An 18294-nucleotide genomic window follows, 5' to 3' on the forward strand; every position below is an offset into this window, starting at 1 on the left:
TGTTGAATGATGTTCCTAAGGTCTCGTTACAATCACGCAACAATCCGCTAATTCTGACCGTAAGCAACGCTGCCTTCTGAGAAATAGCGCTAAAATGCCAAGGACTTTAGCTATGTAGTCTTTAGATGTCCTTTGAGCTGCTCTACAAGCCCACCTTCACCAACCAGCTCCTCACTATTCCTCAAGATCGTCTTCGTCAGGTTTTAGAAAAAATTGAACTCCTGCGCGAAAACCCCAAACCCCACGGCAAACTTAAGAAAAAGCTCCACGGCTACAAAGGCAACATTTACCGCCTGCGCTCCGGCGATCAGCGCATCATTTACACCTACGGTAACGGCTGGGTTGCTCTCCTTGGGGTAGATGCGCGCAAAGATGTGTACAAAGGCGATAAGCTGGTCGCGGGTGAAACCGAGCTAGACACCAGCAGTCTGCCAGACATGCAGGATTTGCTCACGCCAACGCCCGCTCCGCCTACAGCTCAGAGAAAGCCCACCGTAGAGCAACTTGAAAACTACCTCCCGGTGCAGCTCACGCCAGATTTTCTCAAGCGGCTGCTGGTGCCCGCCCAGTTTTTTGACGCTCTCACCGCCTGCAAAACCCTCGACCATCTCACCAGCGCTGCCATTCCTGAACCCTTGCGTGAGCGCGTTTTCGATGCCGTCACCACGCCCAACTTCGACCAGGTTCTCAGCCAGCCCGACCTAATTGCAGGCGCTGATGAACTGCTCAAGTTCAAAGAAGGTAACCTGCTCGGTTTTTTACTGAAGCTCAATCCTGAACAAGAAAAATATGTGACCTGGGCCATTAAGTCCAAAGGCCCTACTCTGCTGAAGGGTGGCCCCGGCACTGGCAAAAGCACCGTCGCCCTCTATCGCGCCCGCGAAGTCCTCGATCGACTTAAGGCCGAAGGCGTTGCTCGGCCCAAAATCTTGTTCACCACCTATACCAATGCCTTGGTGAAGTTTTCGCAGCAGCTTCTGACCCAGCTTCTTGGTACAGATGCTAAATTCGTCGATGTCAAAACCGCCGACAAAATCGCCTATGCCCTGGTCGTGAAGGCCACCGGCAAGCCTGCGATCGCCAGCAGTACCCAGCAAAAACGACTGCTGAAGTCAGCTCTGGTAGATGCGATCTCATCTCTCCCTGGCAATCGCCTCCAGCAGCAGGCCCAGCGGCTCATTCTTCAGCGGCTCCATCCCGACTACCTGCTTGAAGAACTCAACAGCGTCATCACGGCCAGAAACCTACAATCCCTGGCCGATTATGAATCCACCTCTCGCAGCGGACGTCGCGTTCGTCTCAACAAAACCCAGCGGCAAGCCGTCTGGCATTTGCATCAGCACTTTACTCAGCAGCTCAGCGAACAGTCTATAGAAACCTGGCCCCAGTTGCGCAACCGAGCGCTGAAAATCTTAGCGGCTAGCGATACGCCGCTGGTATACGACGCCGTTATCATCGACGAAGCTCAAGATTTAGAGCCGAATGCGCTGCGGCTGCTTGCCCAGCTCTGCCGCCAGCCCAATCGCCTCTTCATCACCGCCGATGCCAACCAGTCCATTTACGGTAGTGGATTCCGCTGGGCCGATGTGAGTGAATCACTGAAGTTTGTGGGGCGTACCGGCATTCTGCGCGTCAACCACCGCACCACCCAAGAAATTGATGCCGCCGCCCATAATTATCTGTACGACGGCAGCTTAGATAATGAAACTCTGGAGCCACAGTACATTCACAGCGGGCCACCGCCCGCCATTCGTGCAGTGCGCGATCGTGAACAAGAAAGCTACCTGCTGGCCCAGTTTTGCCGCGCTGCCGCCCGCGAATTTCGCTTGGGCATGGGCGCTTGTGCCATTCTCACCCCCAGCGATAAAGCAGGTAAGGCCCTCGCCGATCAGCTCTGCTACCTCGGTGTAGAAAGCCACTTTATGGCCAGCAAAGATCTTGATCTCAACCGCAAAGGGGTGAAGGTGTTGCCACTCAAAGCGGCTAAAGGATTGGAGTTTCCGATAGTTGCGATCGCAGGCTTCTTTGACGGTGTCTATCCCTACATTCCCAAAGGCACCTCAGACCTCGAAATTCAAGAAATTTTGGCCCGCGAACGCCGCACCCTCTTTGTGGCCATGACCCGCGCCATGCGAGCGTTACTGGTTGTGGTTCCCGCCGCTCGGCCTCAGCGCAAGCCCAGTCCGTTACTACAGTCCTTTGACTCTGACTTTTGGAATTTGGGAAAGACCGACGCATGAACATCATCCAGCTCCCGGCCCAGCTCCCTGGCGTTCTCAACCTCAGCGCCGTTAATCAGCAGCTTAGAACCCACGCCGCTCAGCTAGACTGGAGCGCCGTTGTTAACCCTGAAGGGCCGCAGTTGGCTCAGTTGCTCGCGGGGTTAGATCTCTCTGACCATGCGGAAAGCTTGGGCTTAGATACAGTTCTGGCAGATGAGCTGGGCGATGCGATCATGGCCTATTTCGACCAGGCCGATCCGCCTCCTGAACCCCCTAAGAAGAAAGCTACCGCGCCAGGTAGTGCGCTCACGCCAGAAGTCTGGCAGCAGCAGGAGCTATTCGAAGCAGAGCCGCTACAGCTACCCCCAATTAGAACCGCCTCTCAAGCAGACAAAACAATTGACCTAGATTTCTACGAAGAACAGCCTGCAGAAGCGGTTCCCGATCGCATTTTGCAGGCTTTCACGCCCTATCAGATTCGGCAGGAGCTTGAAGCTAGGGTCGTCAAAGATCTCTTGGGACCAGCCCAAGGCCCTCAAGAAGAACTTGATGTCGATCGGGTGAGCGACCGCTACTTAGTCGGGCTATTGGCCCCTCAAAAGCGAGACCGTGAGGCTCCAATTGACGCTCTTTTAGAACTACAGGATCCACTAGAAGTTGCCGGAATAGAAACCATCGAAGACGGCAGCAGCGAACAGACCCGCACCGCCACCAAGACTATCTTTCCCTCTTCTTTGGGGATGACCTTCTGCGTGAGTCACGAAGCTGAAGCGATTTACGTTATCGCCGGATGGGGCCAATATGAGCGCACTAAAGGCGAATATCAAGAAACCGATAAAGGCAACCCTAAACTAATCTGGAAGCGCTACCCCATTCGCAAACAGTCCCCATCCATTCCCCTGCGCGCAGGCACTCTCACGGACTGGCGTATTCATGAAGACTTCGCCGTCTTTGTAAAAGGCAAAATTCGCCGCCAGCAAGGCTGTTGGATGATCTCGTTGTTTTTGGTCAATGATCGCACTGAACCCGAAAAGCACGCCGATAGTGCTTGGCTTTTTCAACCTGAGCTTTCGGTGAAATCGGCAACAGAACAAACAGATATCTTTCTCAAAAAGCCCCATCGCCGCTCTGCTGACCACAAGCTAGATCCGGTTTACTATGGCGAAGAGCAAATGATGAATATGCTCTATCGTCAGCAGGTCGAGTTTGCCGTTGGTCACGGTGTCGGCGTTCATGCAAGCGTTTTACCAAACGATCCGACTCGGGCAACTCAGCTCGCAACTACGGTGGTTCCCGTTTCTGAAGTGCCAAAGTCTACGCCGCCCACAGCCGCAGAAGAGCCTGCCTTAAAGGGCTTAGTGCTAGAGATGAAAGTGCTTGCGGGGCTAATGCCCGACGCTTTGCCCGATCAGCTAGCGGCTTTGCCGATGGCCTATGAGCAATGGATACAGGGGCAGCGTGATCGCTTAACGGACCCTGATGAGGGATTAGAAGACTATCAAAGCAGTGCGCATGAGGCGCTGGAAAAGTGCGATCGCGCCCTGGCTCGTATCCGGGCAGGCATCGAAACCCTACGCACTAACCCCCAAGCCGCTCGCGCCTTTCTGTTTATGAACCGGGCCATGTATCTGCAGCGAGTGCGCTCTATTTATTCCAGCAAAAAAAGGCGTGGGGAGGCGATCAACCTAGATGCCATAGATTCGCCGAAGTGGTACCCCTTTCAGCTCGCCTTTATTCTGTTGAACTTGCCGAGCACCACCGATCTGACGCATCGCGATCGCTGCCATCCGACTGAAGCTATGTCAGACCTGCTTTGGTTCCCGACAGGCGGTGGTAAAACCGAAGCTTATCTTGGCCTTGCAGCCTACACTATTGGTCTTCGCAGGCTTCAGGGCACCATCGCCGGACGTTCAGGGGCCGCAGGAGTTGCCGTGCTCATGCGCTACACCCTCAGGCTGCTCACCTTACAGCAGTTCCAGCGAGCCACCGTCCTCATCTGTGCCTGTGAGGTGATCCGCCGTGAAGACGTAGAAACCTGGGGTGAAGAGCCTTTTCGCATTGGCCTGTGGGTAGGGATGAAAACTACTCCAAACCGAACGCAAGACAGCGAGGCTTACGTCGAAGCGCTCAAGGCTCGCAGCCTGCCACCCAGTGGTGGCTCCCCCCATCAGCTCACGAGCTGCCCCTGGTGCGGAACCGAGATTGATGAAGGCAGACACATCAGCGTGAGTTCCTTCAAAAAAGGTAAAGCCCGCACCCTCGTTCACTGTGGCGATATCCTTGGGCACTGTCCCTTCAGCCGCAAGCAAGCTAAAGAAGAAGGTCTGCCGGTCGTAGTCGTCGATGAAGAGATTTACCGGCGGCTGCCGATCCTGCTGATTGCCACCGTTGATAAGTTTGCTCAAATGCCCTGGAAAGGTGAAACGCAGATGCTCTTTGGACGGGTGAATGGGTATTGCGATCGCCACGGTTATCGCTCTCCTGAAATTGAAGATAGCGACAGCCATCCAGCTAAATATGGCTTGCCCAAAGCCATGACTAAATCAATCAACAATCTTCGCCCGCCCGATCTGATTATTCAAGATGAATTGCACTTGATTAGTGGCCCCTTGGGCACCCTCGTTGGCCTATACGAAACCGCCATCGACCAGCTCGCTTCCTGGGAAATAGACGGCAAAACAGTCCGGCCCAAGGTAATTGCCTCCACTGCAACGATTCGGCAGGCACAGTCTCAGATGCACGATCTCTTTTTGCGAAAAGTAGACGTGTTCCCACCTCAGGGGTTAGACATTAGCGACAACTTTTTCTCTCGCCAGCGCTCCCCCGGTGAAGACTACCCCGGCAGAAGGTATTTAGGGATTTGTGCCACAGGACGCCGCCTAAAAGCCGCCACTATCCGCGTCTATACCGCGATACTTGCCGCCTCCCAAGATATGTTTGAGCGAGCCGGTGACAAGGCCGATCCGTGGATGACTCTGGTGGGCTACTTCAATTCCATGCGAGAACTAGGCGGCACCCGCCGACTCATAGACGATGACATTCAGCAGCGCCTCAACAAAATGGATCGGCGTGGACTCTCTAACCGCCGTCAGCTGATGGTCGAAGAACTCACCTCCCGAAAATCTTCAACGGATATTCCTAAGGTGCTCGACTGGATGGAAACCCCTTTCGTCGGTGAGCGAAAGCGCAGTAAAGATCGCCCCACCCCTCTTGATGTGTTGCTCGCCACTAACATGATTTCAGTCGGAGTAGACGTGGGCAGGCTGGGCATCATGGCCGTCACTGGTCAGCCCAAAACCACCGCCGAATACATTCAATCTACGTCCCGAGTTGGGCGTCAGCACCCCGGTCTTGTTGTCACTATCTTCAACTGGGCTAGACCCAGAGATCTTTCTCACTATGAGCGATTTGAACACTATCATTCCACGTTCTATCAGCATGTAGAAAGTCTTTCTCTCACGCCTTTCTCCCCGGGGGCAACCGATCGCGGCTTAGCGGCGCTGCTTGTGTCTCTCGTCCGGCTGAATAATGAAGAATACAATCTCAATAAGTGGGCTAGCCGCATCCGCCGAGATGATCCCTATATTCAAACCGCCATTCAACAAATTGTAGAGAGGGCTTGGCACGTGAGCGGCGATCCTGCTGTGCGAGATTTTGTGCAGCGCGAACTCGACCATCGCCTAGACTACTGGCTCGCCCAAGCTCAAGATACTGAGGGCGGCAAAGAACTCGGCTATAAAACAGCCAAAGATGACGTTACCCTTGGCTTGCTGGAGCAACCTGGCAGTGAGGGATTGCAGCCGTTTACGTGCCTTAATTCCTTGCGCAATGTAGAACCTGCCATTGGCCTCATTCTCAATCCACAGGTTCCTGACGACGATACCAGCAGCCCCCCTCAGCCCATGCCCGTAACACCTTAAATATTGAGCGATGAATACTGAACGATACAAAGTCGGAGAGCTTCGCCCCAGCCAAATTATGTTTTCCTTTGGGATTGGCGCGGTGGTTGATCTGCCCAATCTCTCGGTGATGGTGATGGGCTTGAATGAGTGGGACACGGCTCTCTCCGATCCGCTGGCTGAGGAGCGATTGCTTGCAGCCGTGTGCGAAAAGCTAGGCTCACAGGTGCAAAAGCTGATCCCGCCCCCTGTGCCGTTGAGCGATCCAAGGGGGGCGATCAGTCCGCTGGGTCAAGCTGCAAAAGTGGGTATTCCTGTCTCGCCGTTCCCTGGCTGGGGGGTGTGTCAGGCTTGTCGGTTGCTGGCTCCCTTCAGCAGCAGTATGTTCACCCTCAAAAACGACCTCTATCGCCCTGACAAAACTCGCTATATCCACGGTAACTGTACGAAGTCGGGCAAATATCCCCCCACCGTTATTCCCGCCAGATTCTTGGTGGCCTGTAGCCAAGGTCATTTAGATGATTTCCCATGGCTATACTTTATCCATCGGGGTCAAGGTGAGTGCCCGGGACGACTACGGTTAGAAGAAGCAGGGATTTCAGGCTCGGCGGCTGATGTGATTGTCAAGTGCGATCGCTGCGGTGCATCCCGCTCAATGGCCGCAGCCTTTGGTAACACTGGTCAACAAAATATGCCCCAATGCAGAGCCCGTCATCCGCACCTGCGCAACTTCCACGACGACGGTTGCTCAGAGCAAATGAAATCCATTTTGCTGGGGGCTTCTAATAGCTGGTTCCCAGTCACCCTCCCGGTGCTTTCGATTCCCGGAACCAGCAATTCCCTCGGTCAGCTTGTCGAAACCCACTGGGCCACGCTCAAAGAGATATCTGATGCCTCCCAGGTTGATCTGCTGCGGCGAATTGGCCAGCTCAAGGCCTTCTCTCAATATTCAGATATAGACCTCTGGCAAGAAATCCAAAGACAGCAGTCTCCCAATCCTGCTCAATCAGAAGACGTCAGAAACCTGAAGTTACCTGAATGGGAAGTATTGTCGAATGCCAATCCAGACCTGAACACAGCCAACTTTCGTCTAAAGCCAGAAGGCCCACCCACTGGCTATGGCACCTATTTCACCAAAACTGTGCTCGTTGAACGGCTCCGCGAGGTGCGCGCTCTGATCGGTTTTACACGCATTGAATCTCCTGGAGACCTCAGCGATATCGGCGATATTAATGATGTTACTTTAGCGCCGCTCAGCCGAGAGCTGCCCAAGTGGGTTCCGGCTAGCGACATTCGCGGAGAAGGTATTTTTCTTCAGTTTCGTGAAGATGCGATCGCAAACTGGATAGAGCGCTATCCTGCCTTAGAAGCCTATGAAGAACAAAGCCACATGGCCCACACCCAATGGCGCTGCGCCCGCAATATTGATAACCCAGCCGAAAATTTTCCAGAACTGCGATATATGCTCCTTCACTCCTTTGCTCACGCGCTCATGCGTCAAATGGCTATTGAGTGTGGCTACGCAGCGGCCAGCCTACGGGAGCGCATCTACTCAAGCCGTCGAGGAGACGATGTCTTAATGGCCGGCATCTTAATCTATACGGCCTCTCCAGATAGCGAAGGCACCCTGGGCGGCTTAGTCGGACTTGGGAAACCCGTCGTGCTGGGACGACACATCGACCAAGCCCTCGAACAAATTGGCCTGTGCGCCTCCGATCCGCTGTGTGCCGAACACGAGTCACTGCAGGATGGCACCCTCCACGGCTCTGCTTGCCATGCCTGCCTCTTTAGCCCTGAAACCTCCTGTGAGCGCGGCAATAAGTATCTTGACCGAGCCCTGCTTGTGACAATGGTGAATCAAACCACCGAAAACTTTGCCTTTTTCCAGCCGGAGTAGTCCTTTGCGACCCCTCTCCCCTCGGCTGCTCGCCCACATTCATCGAGTGGCTCAGCAGTTACCACAGTCGGTGCTCTCAACCGTGGCTAATTTTCTTGCTGACGTTCCTCAGGCAACTGATAGCAAAACGGCTTGGCTGCCTTTGCTTCAGCAGCTCCCTAAGCCTGTTTGGCGGCGAGCTTTCACGGATTTATTAGCCGTTTGGTCTGAGGACAATCCTGTATTACAAGGCGAATCTCTTGCGACAGCTTTATGCTCTGCGCATTACAGTATTGAGCGCGCTGAAGAAGCGCTTAATATAGAAATTGTTTGGACAGGGCCAGAGGTCTCAAGAATTCCCGTCCGCCGCACAGAGCAGGTTTTGCTACAGCTCATTCGCGTCGCTTCAGAGGAGCTGACTTTGGCAAGCTTTGCGCTTTACAAGGTTCCTACACTCACCCAGGCCCTCATTGCTGCTTTAGATCGAGGCGTTCAAGTGCGGATTATTGCAGAAACGACTGCAGGCGACACCGTCGTACCCTTTGGCGTTAAAGCAGGGCTCGGTCAAGAAGTTGCTATGCGAGCGGAAGTCTACGAATGGGATAAAGCTAAAAGGCCTAAAGATAAAGCCGGTCGGCAGGGCTCTTTGCATATGAAAGTTGCGATCTCAGATCGTCAACGTCTTTTTATCACGAGTGCTAATCTCACGGGCTATGCTATGTTGCTCAATATGGAAATGGGACTTTTAGTAAATGGCAAAGCCTTATCTTGTCAGGTCTCGGAGCATTTCGATCAACTTATTCAGCAAGAAATCATTGCCTTGGTCGATCATTAAGTCTTGTTCTGCTCATCTTCGGCTACAGGAATTTGGTTCGGCGGCAGAATTATAACTTCACCATCACGCCAGACCGCAATGAATTCGCCCAGTTTTCGATGCCGCTCGAGTGCGTTTGCGATCTCAACGTCCCCCCTCAATCTTTTGACGAAGGATTTTCATCTCTTGTTTATTTATCGAATCCCCCATAGATCTGCTGTCATGTTCCTTCAACAGAGATTTCGGGTGGCTCATCTATATTTCTAGGACTTCACAAGCGAGAAATGGGCGTTTTGTTCTGACCTAAGACGATCGCACATCCGATCTGCAGGCAACTCAACATCGTCGTAGGTTAACACCTGATCCTTTGAGAGGTCTCGCTTCAATCGACAGCCTTCTGCTAGCCCCATCGGTAAGAGATTCTGTGTCTGCACAACTTCAGCATTTTCACACTGTCCATAGGTCATGTAGTAGCCAATTCCGTCGAGAGTCTCACCTGCCTTTAGATCCGTTTTGGCACAGGCAATCACATCCACCCTGGGTCTACCGAGCGGAGCCATTACCGGATCCTTAAATAAAACCGCCCGAGCTGCTGATAGGGGTACCTCAAAATGGCAGATATGGTAGGGCGTATAGAAGCTGTAAAGTGGACCTTCGCCGCGCTTGTAATAGTTGAGGTAATGTTGGTGCTTGGGATCATCATTGGTGGCGTAGATAAAGACTCCCGCAGCGGGCTGAGCGCCGACAACGTAATCAACAATGCCGCCCAGTTCTTTGAGCTGCTCCACATCGTATAGGTGGGTCATCTCATCAACGTGACCGCGAAAATCGTAGCCCAGCATTCCGCGCTGGGCGACCTGCATGCCGGTGGCGTTGGCGACAATCGCCTGCTCGAAGGAAATCTTAGTGCCGTCGGCAAAGCTAGTGACCATGTAGGCTGCCTGCTTCCATTGTTCAGCAAAGCTCTTTTGAGTGGTGGGGTTGCGATAGCGGTCCTGTAGCCCTTTGATGTTGCCGCAAAGTAAGGGGGTAAAGCCAATGCTTTTCACGTAGCGATAGAGGTTCATCTCCACCCCGGGCTGATCGCCATCGCAGTTAGAAATCACAACCCCTGCGCGATCGGCATGAACTTTCAATATTGGACCAATGGTGCCGTCCAGCTCTGCGTTCATGAGAATGATGTGTTTGCCGTGGTTGATGGCTTCCACTACGACGTGGGTTCCAAACTCAATGGTTCCTGTGACCTCGATCAGTACGTCGATGTTGTCTGCTTTACACAGCAAGAAAGGATCTTCGGTGACGGCGGATTTGTGGTTTGCGATCGCATCTTCAAGATCGGTCACAGTGGTGACAGTCTCAATGGCGTCAATACCCGCCTCAAGATAGGCACGTTTGGCACTTTCTGATTGCCGACTGAAGACCGCCACTAGGTCCATACCCGGCACTGAATTAATAATTTGATTGGCAATACCTCGCCCCATAAAGCCGGAGCCAATCATACCTACCCGTACGGGATTCTTCGCCTCGGCCCGAGCCTTGAGGGCCGTATCAATAATGATCATGATGAAATTCCTGCTGACAAGGGGTGATCTTTAAGGAGAGCCCAGTTGGCATCTTTCTCTGAAATCATAGTCACCGGGAGCGGCCAGTCAATTTTTAGCCCTGGATCGCTATGTCGTAACCCCTGCTCGTGCCCTGGGGTATAAAACTCGCTGACTTGATAAGTGACTTCAGCATTGTCCGTCAGGGTTTGGTAGCCGTGGGCAAACATTTCTGGGACGTAGAACGCTCGGCGATTTTCGGCTGTCAACTCAACCCCTACATGGGTAAGGTAGGTCGGTGAGTCAGGGCGCAAATCTATAATCACGTCATAAACGGCTCCCTGGGTGCAGCGCACCAGCTTCACCTCTGTTGCCGGAGGCGTTTGATAATGCATCCCTCGCAGCGTCCCTTTCTGGTGGTTGAACGAAAGATTACATTGCACAAAAGTTGGCTTCAGCTCGTGGGCCTCAAACTCCTGGGCGCAGAAGGTGCGAGCAAAGCCCCCGCGATCATCCTCTCGCAGCTCTAAATCAATAATATAGACACCTTGAATGGCGGTTTTTGTAAAAATCATGGTGAGGTGATAACGATTGGCGGTTATGGATCGTCAAATTATCTGAGGTCAAAAAGGTTAAACAGGTGGCTGACCACAGGTCTCATACTGCTCAATTTGCTGCTCCGTGAGCTGACGCACATCATCCCCGTTGAGATAGCTGCGGTACCACTCGATAATCCAGTTGAGGGTGGTCGCTAAGTCTAGCTTCGGCGACCACTTGAGACGGTTTTTTGCTTTGGAGCAGTCCAGTTTTAAGTAGGTGGCCTCATGGGGATTCACCTGCGTATCCAGCTTCCACTGAGCATTATCGCCCCAGAGCTGCGTGAGCTGTTCGACAATCCAAGAAACCGGTTTGGCATCTTCGTCGTTGGGGCCAAAGTTCCAGCCTTCGGCGTAGGCCTCGCCTGCATCCCAAAGGTGCTCCGCCAGCATTAGATAGCCTCCTAATGGCTCTAGTACATGCTGCCAAGGGCGAATGGAGTTGGGGCTGCGAATCACAACTGTTTCTTTTGCCATAATGGCGCGGATGATGTCTGGAATCAGGCGATCTCCGGCCCAGTCGCCGCCACCAATCACGTTGCCGGCTCTAACGCTGGCGAGACCGACCCCATGTTCAGCATAGGTTTGAGGTGAAAAATAGGAGCTGCGGTAGGCTGCCGCGACCAGTTCGGCGCAACCTTTGCTGTTGGAGTAAGGGTCATGTCCCCCCATGGCCTCATTCTCTCGATAGCCCCAAACCCACTCACGATTTTCGTAGCACTTGTCGCTGGTGACATTGACGACGACTCGAATCCCTTCAGCCTGCCGAACTGCTTCTAGAACATGGACGGTGCCCATCACGTTGGTGGCGTAGGTTTCGACAGGGTGCTGATAAGAGTATCGAACCAGCGGTTGAGCCGCCATATGAATCACAATCTCGGGCTGGTGCTGAGCGATGGTTTCCTGCAGATGGGACAGGTCTCGAACATCTCCCAGAATTGAGGTCATGCCATCGGCGATCCGAGCTGTCTCAAATAAGTTTGGATTGCTCGGCGGGGCTAGGGCATATCCCGTTACATCAGCTCCACTTTTCTGGAGCCAGAGCGATAGCCAACTTCCCTTAAAACCCGTATGACCGGTAACGAGAACTCTTTTACCGTTCCAGAATTTTGAATTCATCTCTGCCTTTACTTCTTAGACGTCGTACAGCCGCAATAGGTTATGAGTTCACCAATACCACGGGCAGAGTTAGCCTCCGTAATATACCACAGGGTAAGCTGTCTTCCTATGGCTATCATTGGCTTACAGCCTCTCTTCTGATGGAGTACTATCCTAAATTAACGATGCGCCTTTCCTGAAATAATTTCCTCTGAATTGTTGCCAACTGTAGTGGAAAATATGGGGCTGGACTTGATCAACTCTTGTGGCCCCTGTTTCATGATGGTCTAATCCATCCTTCTAGAAAAGGCGACCCGTTACGAATAAGTTCTTTCTCGCTGGTCAATGCAAGGCGCAGCTCTGTCGCATTGCTGATTAAGAGTGCGGGTCTACTCGAAAGGCTGATCTCTACCGAAGTCAGCTATTTTGAGTTTCGCGTTGATGACCGCTGCTGTGTCATCATTGAATCCTGCTCTAGCACCAGCCCCGACGTAATAATCAGCAGAGTTTGCCAAAGCCGCAGGCATCCCGAGGCCACAGGTAAGACTGAGTATCATGACAGTGGTGCCGTAAAATCCCCCGTAATTTCGTATAAATCTCTAAATCCTAATTGTTTAGGTGGTATCAAGCTCTGATAGCTCAGGCCTGGCCCATCGTCACATAATTTGTTCTAAGACATTTACAGAGCTATCCCACCGCTCCCTCAGCCTCTCGGCTTATCAAAGATTGTCATGAATTGAAATGGATGAAGTCCAGCTAAGGTTTTACTTCTGGTCCGCACTATTTTTTCGTATATAGATGAGCAGTTGCATAAATACTTGAGTGATGACAGACAATTAGCTAAATGTCGTTGCAAAGGGGCGATTATGTAAAGATTTAGAGTGGCTTTTCTGTCGCTCATAATAGTGCCTGTATTCTATGAAATGCTTCGCTCTTAGAATATGGTCGTTTTTCTCGAATAATTAATACTACGCTTAGCTGTCATTCATATGGATAATGAACGATTTTGAAATTCTAGAACAAAAGTTTCTGGATTTTGCGGGTGCTGATCGCAAGCTCAGTATTGATGAATTTCAGGAAGTCTTTGATTTCAAGAATGATTTTTTGTGCAAACGTTTATTCACTATCTTTGACGTAGATAAAACGGGGGGCGTAAATTTTCGGGAATTTGTGCAGGGTTTTAATTGGGCACAAGAAGACGAGATTAGATTCGCTTTTCGACTTCATGATATTAACGATGATGGCTACATTGATAAAAACGAACTCGCAAAGTTTATCGGGGCAAGCTTAAGAGAGACCCAATTTTATCTGCCCACAAGTCAGCTTCAACAATTGCGAGATATCTTACTCGATAAAGCTGACACTAATGAGGATGGGGAAATATCTCTGCCAGAGTTTGAGGCATTGTTGGGGCAGTCACCTCGTTTGCAGAATGTAATGTCTGTGAGTCCTGCTCAATGGCTACAGCCTTCTAAAACAGAACCTCTGAGTACAACAACAAAAGAAGAATGGTTACGGCGATGGCATCATCTTCAAAATAATTGGGGAAAGGTGTTATTTGTCTCTTCGTACATAGCCGTTAACGTTTTTCTGTTTTTTCGTGCCTATACTAATCCTGAATATGCTTCGGGAACTTCTTTTCTCCGACTTGCTAGAGGATGTGGGTTAGCTTTGAACTTCAGTGGCGCTTTGGTTCTAGTGCCAATCATGCGACGCTGGATGACTTGGTTGCGTAAAACCAAACTCAATGATTATTTGCCAATAGACAAACATCTTGCATTTCACAAGCTAGTGGGGCACACAATTTTTGTCTTGGCGGTCGTTCATACTGTGGCTCATATTGGCAATCTTGTGTCAGACAATCAAGATTTGCGCTCATTCCTGTCCGAGGGAGCAGGGTTGACGGGAGTGCTGCTACTGCTAATTCTATTGCTGATGTGGATTACAGCCCAACCTTTTGTGCGGGAAAAAGGCAAGTTCAATCTCTTTTATATTGCTCATTTCGCTTATATCCCCTGGCTAGGGCTGATGATCGCTCATGGCCCCCACTTCATAAAATGGGTGGCTGTATCGCTCGGGGCATTTCTGATTGAACAAATCGTCCGTTATCGGCAAAGAAAGCGTACAACTCATATTACCAATGCTCAGATCTTACCCAGCAATGTTTTAGCGTTGGAGATTGCTCGACCACATGATTTTAGTTATAAGGCATCTGACTATCTCTACGTGAAATGTCCTGGTGTTGCCAGCTTTGAGTGGCATCCTTTTACTATTAGTAGTGCGCCTGAAAAGGAAGACTCTTTGTGCCTGCATATACGAGCCGTTGGAAGCTGGACTGGAACGCTGTATAGCCAATTCCGTGATTGGATGCCAGCTCGGAAGGACGATAGTGCTTTTCCTAAGATTCCAGTGTATTTGGATGGCCCTTATCATAGTCCCAGTAGTCATATTTATCGATCGCAACATGCTGTTCTGATTGCAGGAGGAATAGGAGTGACTCCCTATGCTTCTATTCTGCAGAGCATTTTGCATCAACGCCAAATGGAGGCGAAGGAGCTAAACCTAGAGAAAGTTCATTTCTACTGGTTCAATCGTGATCAATCTTCGTTCGAATGGTTTCTGGCTTTGCTCCAAAAACTGGAGGCTGAAGATACTTTTAATCTGTTTGATATCAACCTGTATCTGACCGGTATGCCTAAAAACATAAATATGCAACTGGTCTCTCTGTACACTGCAATGGATTTATTGCATAACGAGCACAAGGTGGATTTGGTGACCGGCCTCAAGAATCAAACCCATGCGGGTCGACCGAATTGGAATGAAATCTTTCCCCAGTTGAAATTGCAATATCCGACTGAAAAAGTCGATGTTTTTTATTGTGGACCTAGAGGTTTATCGAGAACACTAGGGCAGCTGTGCAATGCCTACGGTTTCTCGTACCGGAAAGAAAATTTTTGATGCCCAGAGAAAGTGATGGATTTGATCAAGTCGTGATCCCGGAGTAAATCTTTCTAGGTAAATGCTCTGCGTTGATCTCAATCACTAGATCGACGGCCTGTGGTTTTTGGATCAGTGCAGGAATAAACAACTTTGGATGGAGAGCTTTCCAGAAGTAGTCTACGAATTGCTCTACCTCTGTTTTGTCCATGCCGGTTTTGCCTGTTGCGATCGCAACTCGTTCGGCATTGATCCGCCAGCGTTTGCTGAGTTGATAGTCGGCGAGCTGCAGCACGATCAAAGAGTCGAGCCGTTCCCAAAGTGGCGAATAGTCATTGAGTGCTTGATTCATCTCCTGTGCGAAGGTCAGGTCTTCCGGTGTGTTGATGGGAGCAGGAGGATCTTCGAATGCGCTATCTGGCAATGGAAAGAGGCCCGTGAACCAGCCTTCAAATAGAACGATATCGGCTGGTTGAGCGGATTCAAAGCCGCTGCGATCGCCCTGTCCATTGTGAGCTGACTTATCAAATCGGGGAATATCCACGGCTTGAGCGAAGCGGAGTCGATCTAAAATCTCGATGCCGATGTCAATATCATGGGTTCCGGGTGGCCCACGCCAAATAAGTCGCGGATCTTGCTGCTGGAGTTGCTGACGGTCTGCGTAGGTTTTGTACAGGTCATCAATGGAAAGCGTGAGGCTGGTGTAGCCAAGCTGTTGCAAAATCAAGCACAGCATTGCAGTCAGCGTTGATTTGCCTGCACCCTGCATTCCTAAGATGCCTTGGATGAGAGGGCGATTGAGCTGTTGATGGGTCTGAATGAGTCTCTGGGCTAGGGGAAGCCAGAACTGCCACAGGAGATCGATGCAGGGCGTTTGAATCTGGCAGTCTTGCCAATATTGCTGGACTTTGGGATAGAGGTTCGGGAGGAGTTGCGATCGCACGTCAATCACATCCTCCACGGTCTCGGGTGTCACGCCAAAGGCTACAGCCCAGTCTGGATCAGACAACATCTGGGTTGCGAGTTGCGATCTCTGAACCGAACTTAATGATTGACCCGAAACCAAAGAATGCAAGCTCTCGACCATTGGTGTAGACATATTCATTTGTGCTTCTGTCTCATCTCCTGGGATGCCGTCACAGACTTGAGGTGAAGGCTAAGACTGAAATCAAAAGAACTCTAATGCCGGTGTTTATCATTTCCACTTTTGCGGTAGTTTAAGTAGAGTTTCAGGCGATGGATGCTTCAGATAAGAGCATGTTTCTACTGCCCGCGTCCTGGTTTACAGTCTGCGAACCCTATTGCTTCTGTATCTAGGAAACTTGCGATCGCCATTTCAAGAACGGCTTCAACCGGATACTCAATCTCAGCTGCACGAGTAATCAACGCTTCCTGAATGCGTTTTGGTAAGCACCTCAAAAGAACTTCGGCATCAGCAGATGAAAGTTTCTCTTTTGCTTCGGCTTGCATTACTTCACCTTTCCGCCGGAATTTGAGCATTGTAAGGAGGATCTGTGGCCCTCAAGATAATGGCCTCCAGTTCCAATAGTAGCGTAGGGTTCTTTGAGTGCGGAATAGGGCGAAACACAATACGAATCGTCGCATCGTCATACTTATCAAGCCACGCCCACAAGAACGCTTTGTGTCCACCCTTGAAGCGCTTGCGCAAACTCTGTGTTTTACCGATATAGAGCAGCCCCTCGGTGATATGCCGAATTGCATAAATGCCTGGACGCAGAGGGATATGAGTGAAGTCGCGCGTCAATGGCTCACATTGTTCGAAAGTTGTGAAGGCGATCTCGTCCAAAATTTTCCTGGCCTGGATTTTTAAATCTTCATTATTCATGGATACGAGTATCGAGAGCCTAGCTGTGCCGCAATCATCTGTCTGCAGTCCACTACAGGATTTTATCTAAGGTTTAGCAGAGAGCGTCAGCAACGTCCCTCGCTTTGCCATATCTGGGCTAAAACTAACGCTTCCTTAGACGTCTCAATTTTGCCATCGGCCTGGGCTAGCTCTAGCGCGGTCAATAGCTCACCAATCTGAGGTCCAGACTTCAATCCCAGCGCGGTCATTAACGTCTTACCTGAAACGAGCGGTTGCGGATGAGCGACGAGGCTCTCTGGATCGAAGTAGGCTTCGATGAAGGGATGCATTTCTTCAAGAGAATGACCGACGGCCATTAACCAAACCACTAAGGCTGGGAAAGCACTGCCAACCTGCTGGAACAAAAAGTATTGCTCCCGACGCGATAGCTGATGCATCGATCTCTGGGAAAGGGTATTACAGCTCTGCAGCAGCGAGAGGACAAGGCTCATTTCAGCCCTTGCATACTTGAGATTGCTCAGGGTTTGTTTGGCTGTCTTGACGTCGGGCGCTAATAAACCTAACAGCTTTACGAGACTCAGTAGGGTCCGCTGGGCGGCTTCACTGCCCTGGGCACGATCGTTAAGGGGCTGGAGCAAAAGGGGGATCATCTCAGGCCAAGCTATTTCCAGTTTTTTGACCGCTGAATCAACCGCTGCAATCTGGTCTAAGCCTGCTGCGTGGGGGAGCCATGATGCCAGCAGCTGATCCTGCCAAAGCTGCTGTAGCCAGGGGGTGCCTTGGGCATGACTGAGTAAATAGCCCAGCTCTACACGCACGCGCTCAGCAGAGATCTGCTGTAAGAGCGGCGCAAACTGACGAATCGCGTTTTGAGTCGTGGGATCTAGTTCAAAACCAAGCTGAGCGGCTTGACGGTAGGCTCGCATTAAGCGCAGCGGATCGTCCTGAAAATTTTGGGGCGCGATCATTCGCATGACCCCTTGCTGGATATCCTGGAGGCCCCCGGTGGGATCGACTAGCTCTTGGGTGTGGGGGTTAGATGCGATCGCATTTACAGTAAAGTCCCGTCGCTGCAGATCATCGGTGAGGGTGTCACCCATTTGCTGAGCAAAATCTGCCGTGGCGCTGGGGAAAACCACGCGGGCAATATGACGTTCAGCATCCAACAGCACAAACCCCGCTTCGTAATGTTCGGCAATGGCCTGAGCTGTCTCCACTGCGTTGCTTGGTAGCACAAAATCTAGATCTAAATAGGTGGGAGATCGGCCCCGCAATACATCTCGAACATACCCGCCGACGAGATAGGCTGAATCAGGAATCCAGGCCAGATCGAAGGGCCACTGATCAAACAACGCGACAAACTGTTGGTCCGTAGAACTCAAAACTAATGTTGTATAAAAGTGGGCGAGGAGAGACTCGAACTCTCACGACCGAAGCCGCTACATTTTGAGTGTAGTGCGTCTACCATTCCGCCACTCGCCCG

The 18294-nt window shown here is 51.2% G+C and carries 13 protein-coding genes and 1 tRNA gene; 5 read left to right on the top strand and 9 right to left on the bottom strand.

Annotated elements, in window-relative coordinates; all coding sequences use genetic code 11:
• The first annotated feature begins 125 nt into the window (after positions 1-125).
• The 4 genes from C1752_RS12725 to drmC are packed head-to-tail and all read left to right on the top strand — an operon-like array spanning position 126 to position 8832.
• Positions 126-2240, top strand: coding sequence for a UvrD-helicase domain-containing protein (locus tag C1752_RS12725; protein WP_110986453.1), 2115 nt, complete (start codon positions 126-128; stop codon positions 2238-2240).
• Entirely contained in the window at positions 2237-6142 is a 3906-nt protein-coding gene (gene drmA, locus C1752_RS12730) for a DISARM system helicase DrmA (protein WP_110986454.1), read from the top strand. The genes C1752_RS12725 and drmA overlap by 4 nt, the downstream gene beginning before the upstream one ends.
• Positions 6143-6152: 10 nt before the next feature.
• Positions 6153-8018, top strand: a complete 1866-nt coding sequence (gene drmB, locus C1752_RS12735; protein ID WP_110986455.1) for an MrfA Zn-binding domain-containing protein — start codon at positions 6153-6155, stop codon at positions 8016-8018.
• Between the two features lie 4 nt (positions 8019-8022).
• On the top strand, positions 8023-8832 hold the full coding sequence (drmC, locus tag C1752_RS12740) for a DISARM system phospholipase D-like protein DrmC (RefSeq protein ID WP_158535087.1): 810 nt from the start codon (positions 8023-8025) through the stop codon (positions 8830-8832).
• Positions 8833-9074: 242 nt separating this feature from the next.
• Here the strand turns inward: drmC and C1752_RS12750 are convergent, their stop codons facing one another.
• The 4 genes from C1752_RS12750 to C1752_RS28435 all read right to left on the bottom strand — a co-directional run bounded on the left by C1752_RS12750 (position 9075) and on the right by C1752_RS28435 (position 12603).
• Positions 9075-10373, bottom strand: a complete 1299-nt coding sequence (locus C1752_RS12750; RefSeq protein WP_110986457.1) for an NAD(P)H-dependent oxidoreductase — start codon at positions 10371-10373, stop codon at positions 9075-9077.
• Complete coding sequence (rfbC, locus tag C1752_RS12755) at positions 10370-10927, bottom strand: dTDP-4-dehydrorhamnose 3,5-epimerase (protein ID WP_110986458.1); 558 nt, start codon at positions 10925-10927, stop codon at positions 10370-10372. The genes C1752_RS12750 and rfbC overlap by 4 nt, the downstream gene beginning before the upstream one ends.
• Before the next feature lie 57 nt (positions 10928-10984).
• Positions 10985-12067: a CDP-glucose 4,6-dehydratase gene (rfbG, locus tag C1752_RS12760; protein ID WP_110986459.1), complete on the bottom strand. Its 1083-nt coding sequence runs from the start codon at positions 12065-12067 to the stop codon at positions 10985-10987.
• 368 nt (positions 12068-12435) lie between these two features.
• Positions 12436-12603 (bottom strand): hypothetical protein, encoded by a 168-nt coding sequence (locus C1752_RS28435; protein ID WP_158535088.1) that lies wholly within the window; start codon positions 12601-12603, stop codon positions 12436-12438.
• A 439-nt stretch (positions 12604-13042) separates the two neighbouring features.
• Between C1752_RS28435 and C1752_RS12765 the strand changes: the two genes are divergently transcribed.
• Positions 13043-15004: a ferric reductase-like transmembrane domain-containing protein gene (locus C1752_RS12765; RefSeq protein WP_110986460.1), complete on the top strand. Its 1962-nt coding sequence runs from the start codon at positions 13043-13045 to the stop codon at positions 15002-15004.
• A gap of 25 nt (positions 15005-15029) precedes the next feature.
• Here C1752_RS12765 and C1752_RS12770 read toward each other — a convergent pair whose 3' ends face one another.
• From C1752_RS12770 to C1752_RS12790, 5 genes are all read right to left on the bottom strand, one after another.
• Complete coding sequence (locus C1752_RS12770) at positions 15030-16088, bottom strand: glycerate kinase (RefSeq protein ID WP_233501581.1); 1059 nt, start codon at positions 16086-16088, stop codon at positions 15030-15032.
• 158 nt (positions 16089-16246) lie between these two features.
• The gene (locus tag C1752_RS12775; protein WP_110986462.1) at positions 16247-16453 is read right to left on the bottom strand and encodes a hypothetical protein; all 207 of its coding nucleotides are present in this window, start codon (positions 16451-16453) and stop codon (positions 16247-16249) included.
• Positions 16454-16457: 4 nt separating this feature from the next.
• The gene (locus C1752_RS12780) at positions 16458-16829 is read right to left on the bottom strand and encodes a GIY-YIG nuclease family protein (protein ID WP_110986463.1); all 372 of its coding nucleotides are present in this window, start codon (positions 16827-16829) and stop codon (positions 16458-16460) included.
• Positions 16830-16915: 86 nt separating this feature from the next.
• Complete coding sequence (locus tag C1752_RS12785) at positions 16916-18193, bottom strand: CCA tRNA nucleotidyltransferase (protein ID WP_233501583.1); 1278 nt, start codon at positions 18191-18193, stop codon at positions 16916-16918.
• Positions 18194-18212: 19 nt separating this feature from the next.
• Positions 18213-18293: transfer RNA gene (locus tag C1752_RS12790), tRNA-Leu, on the bottom strand.
• Position 18294: the final 1 nt, after the last annotated feature.

Source organism: Acaryochloris thomasi RCC1774 (assembly GCF_003231495.1).
Classification (GTDB): Bacteria; Cyanobacteriota; Cyanobacteriia; order Thermosynechococcales; family Thermosynechococcaceae; genus RCC1774.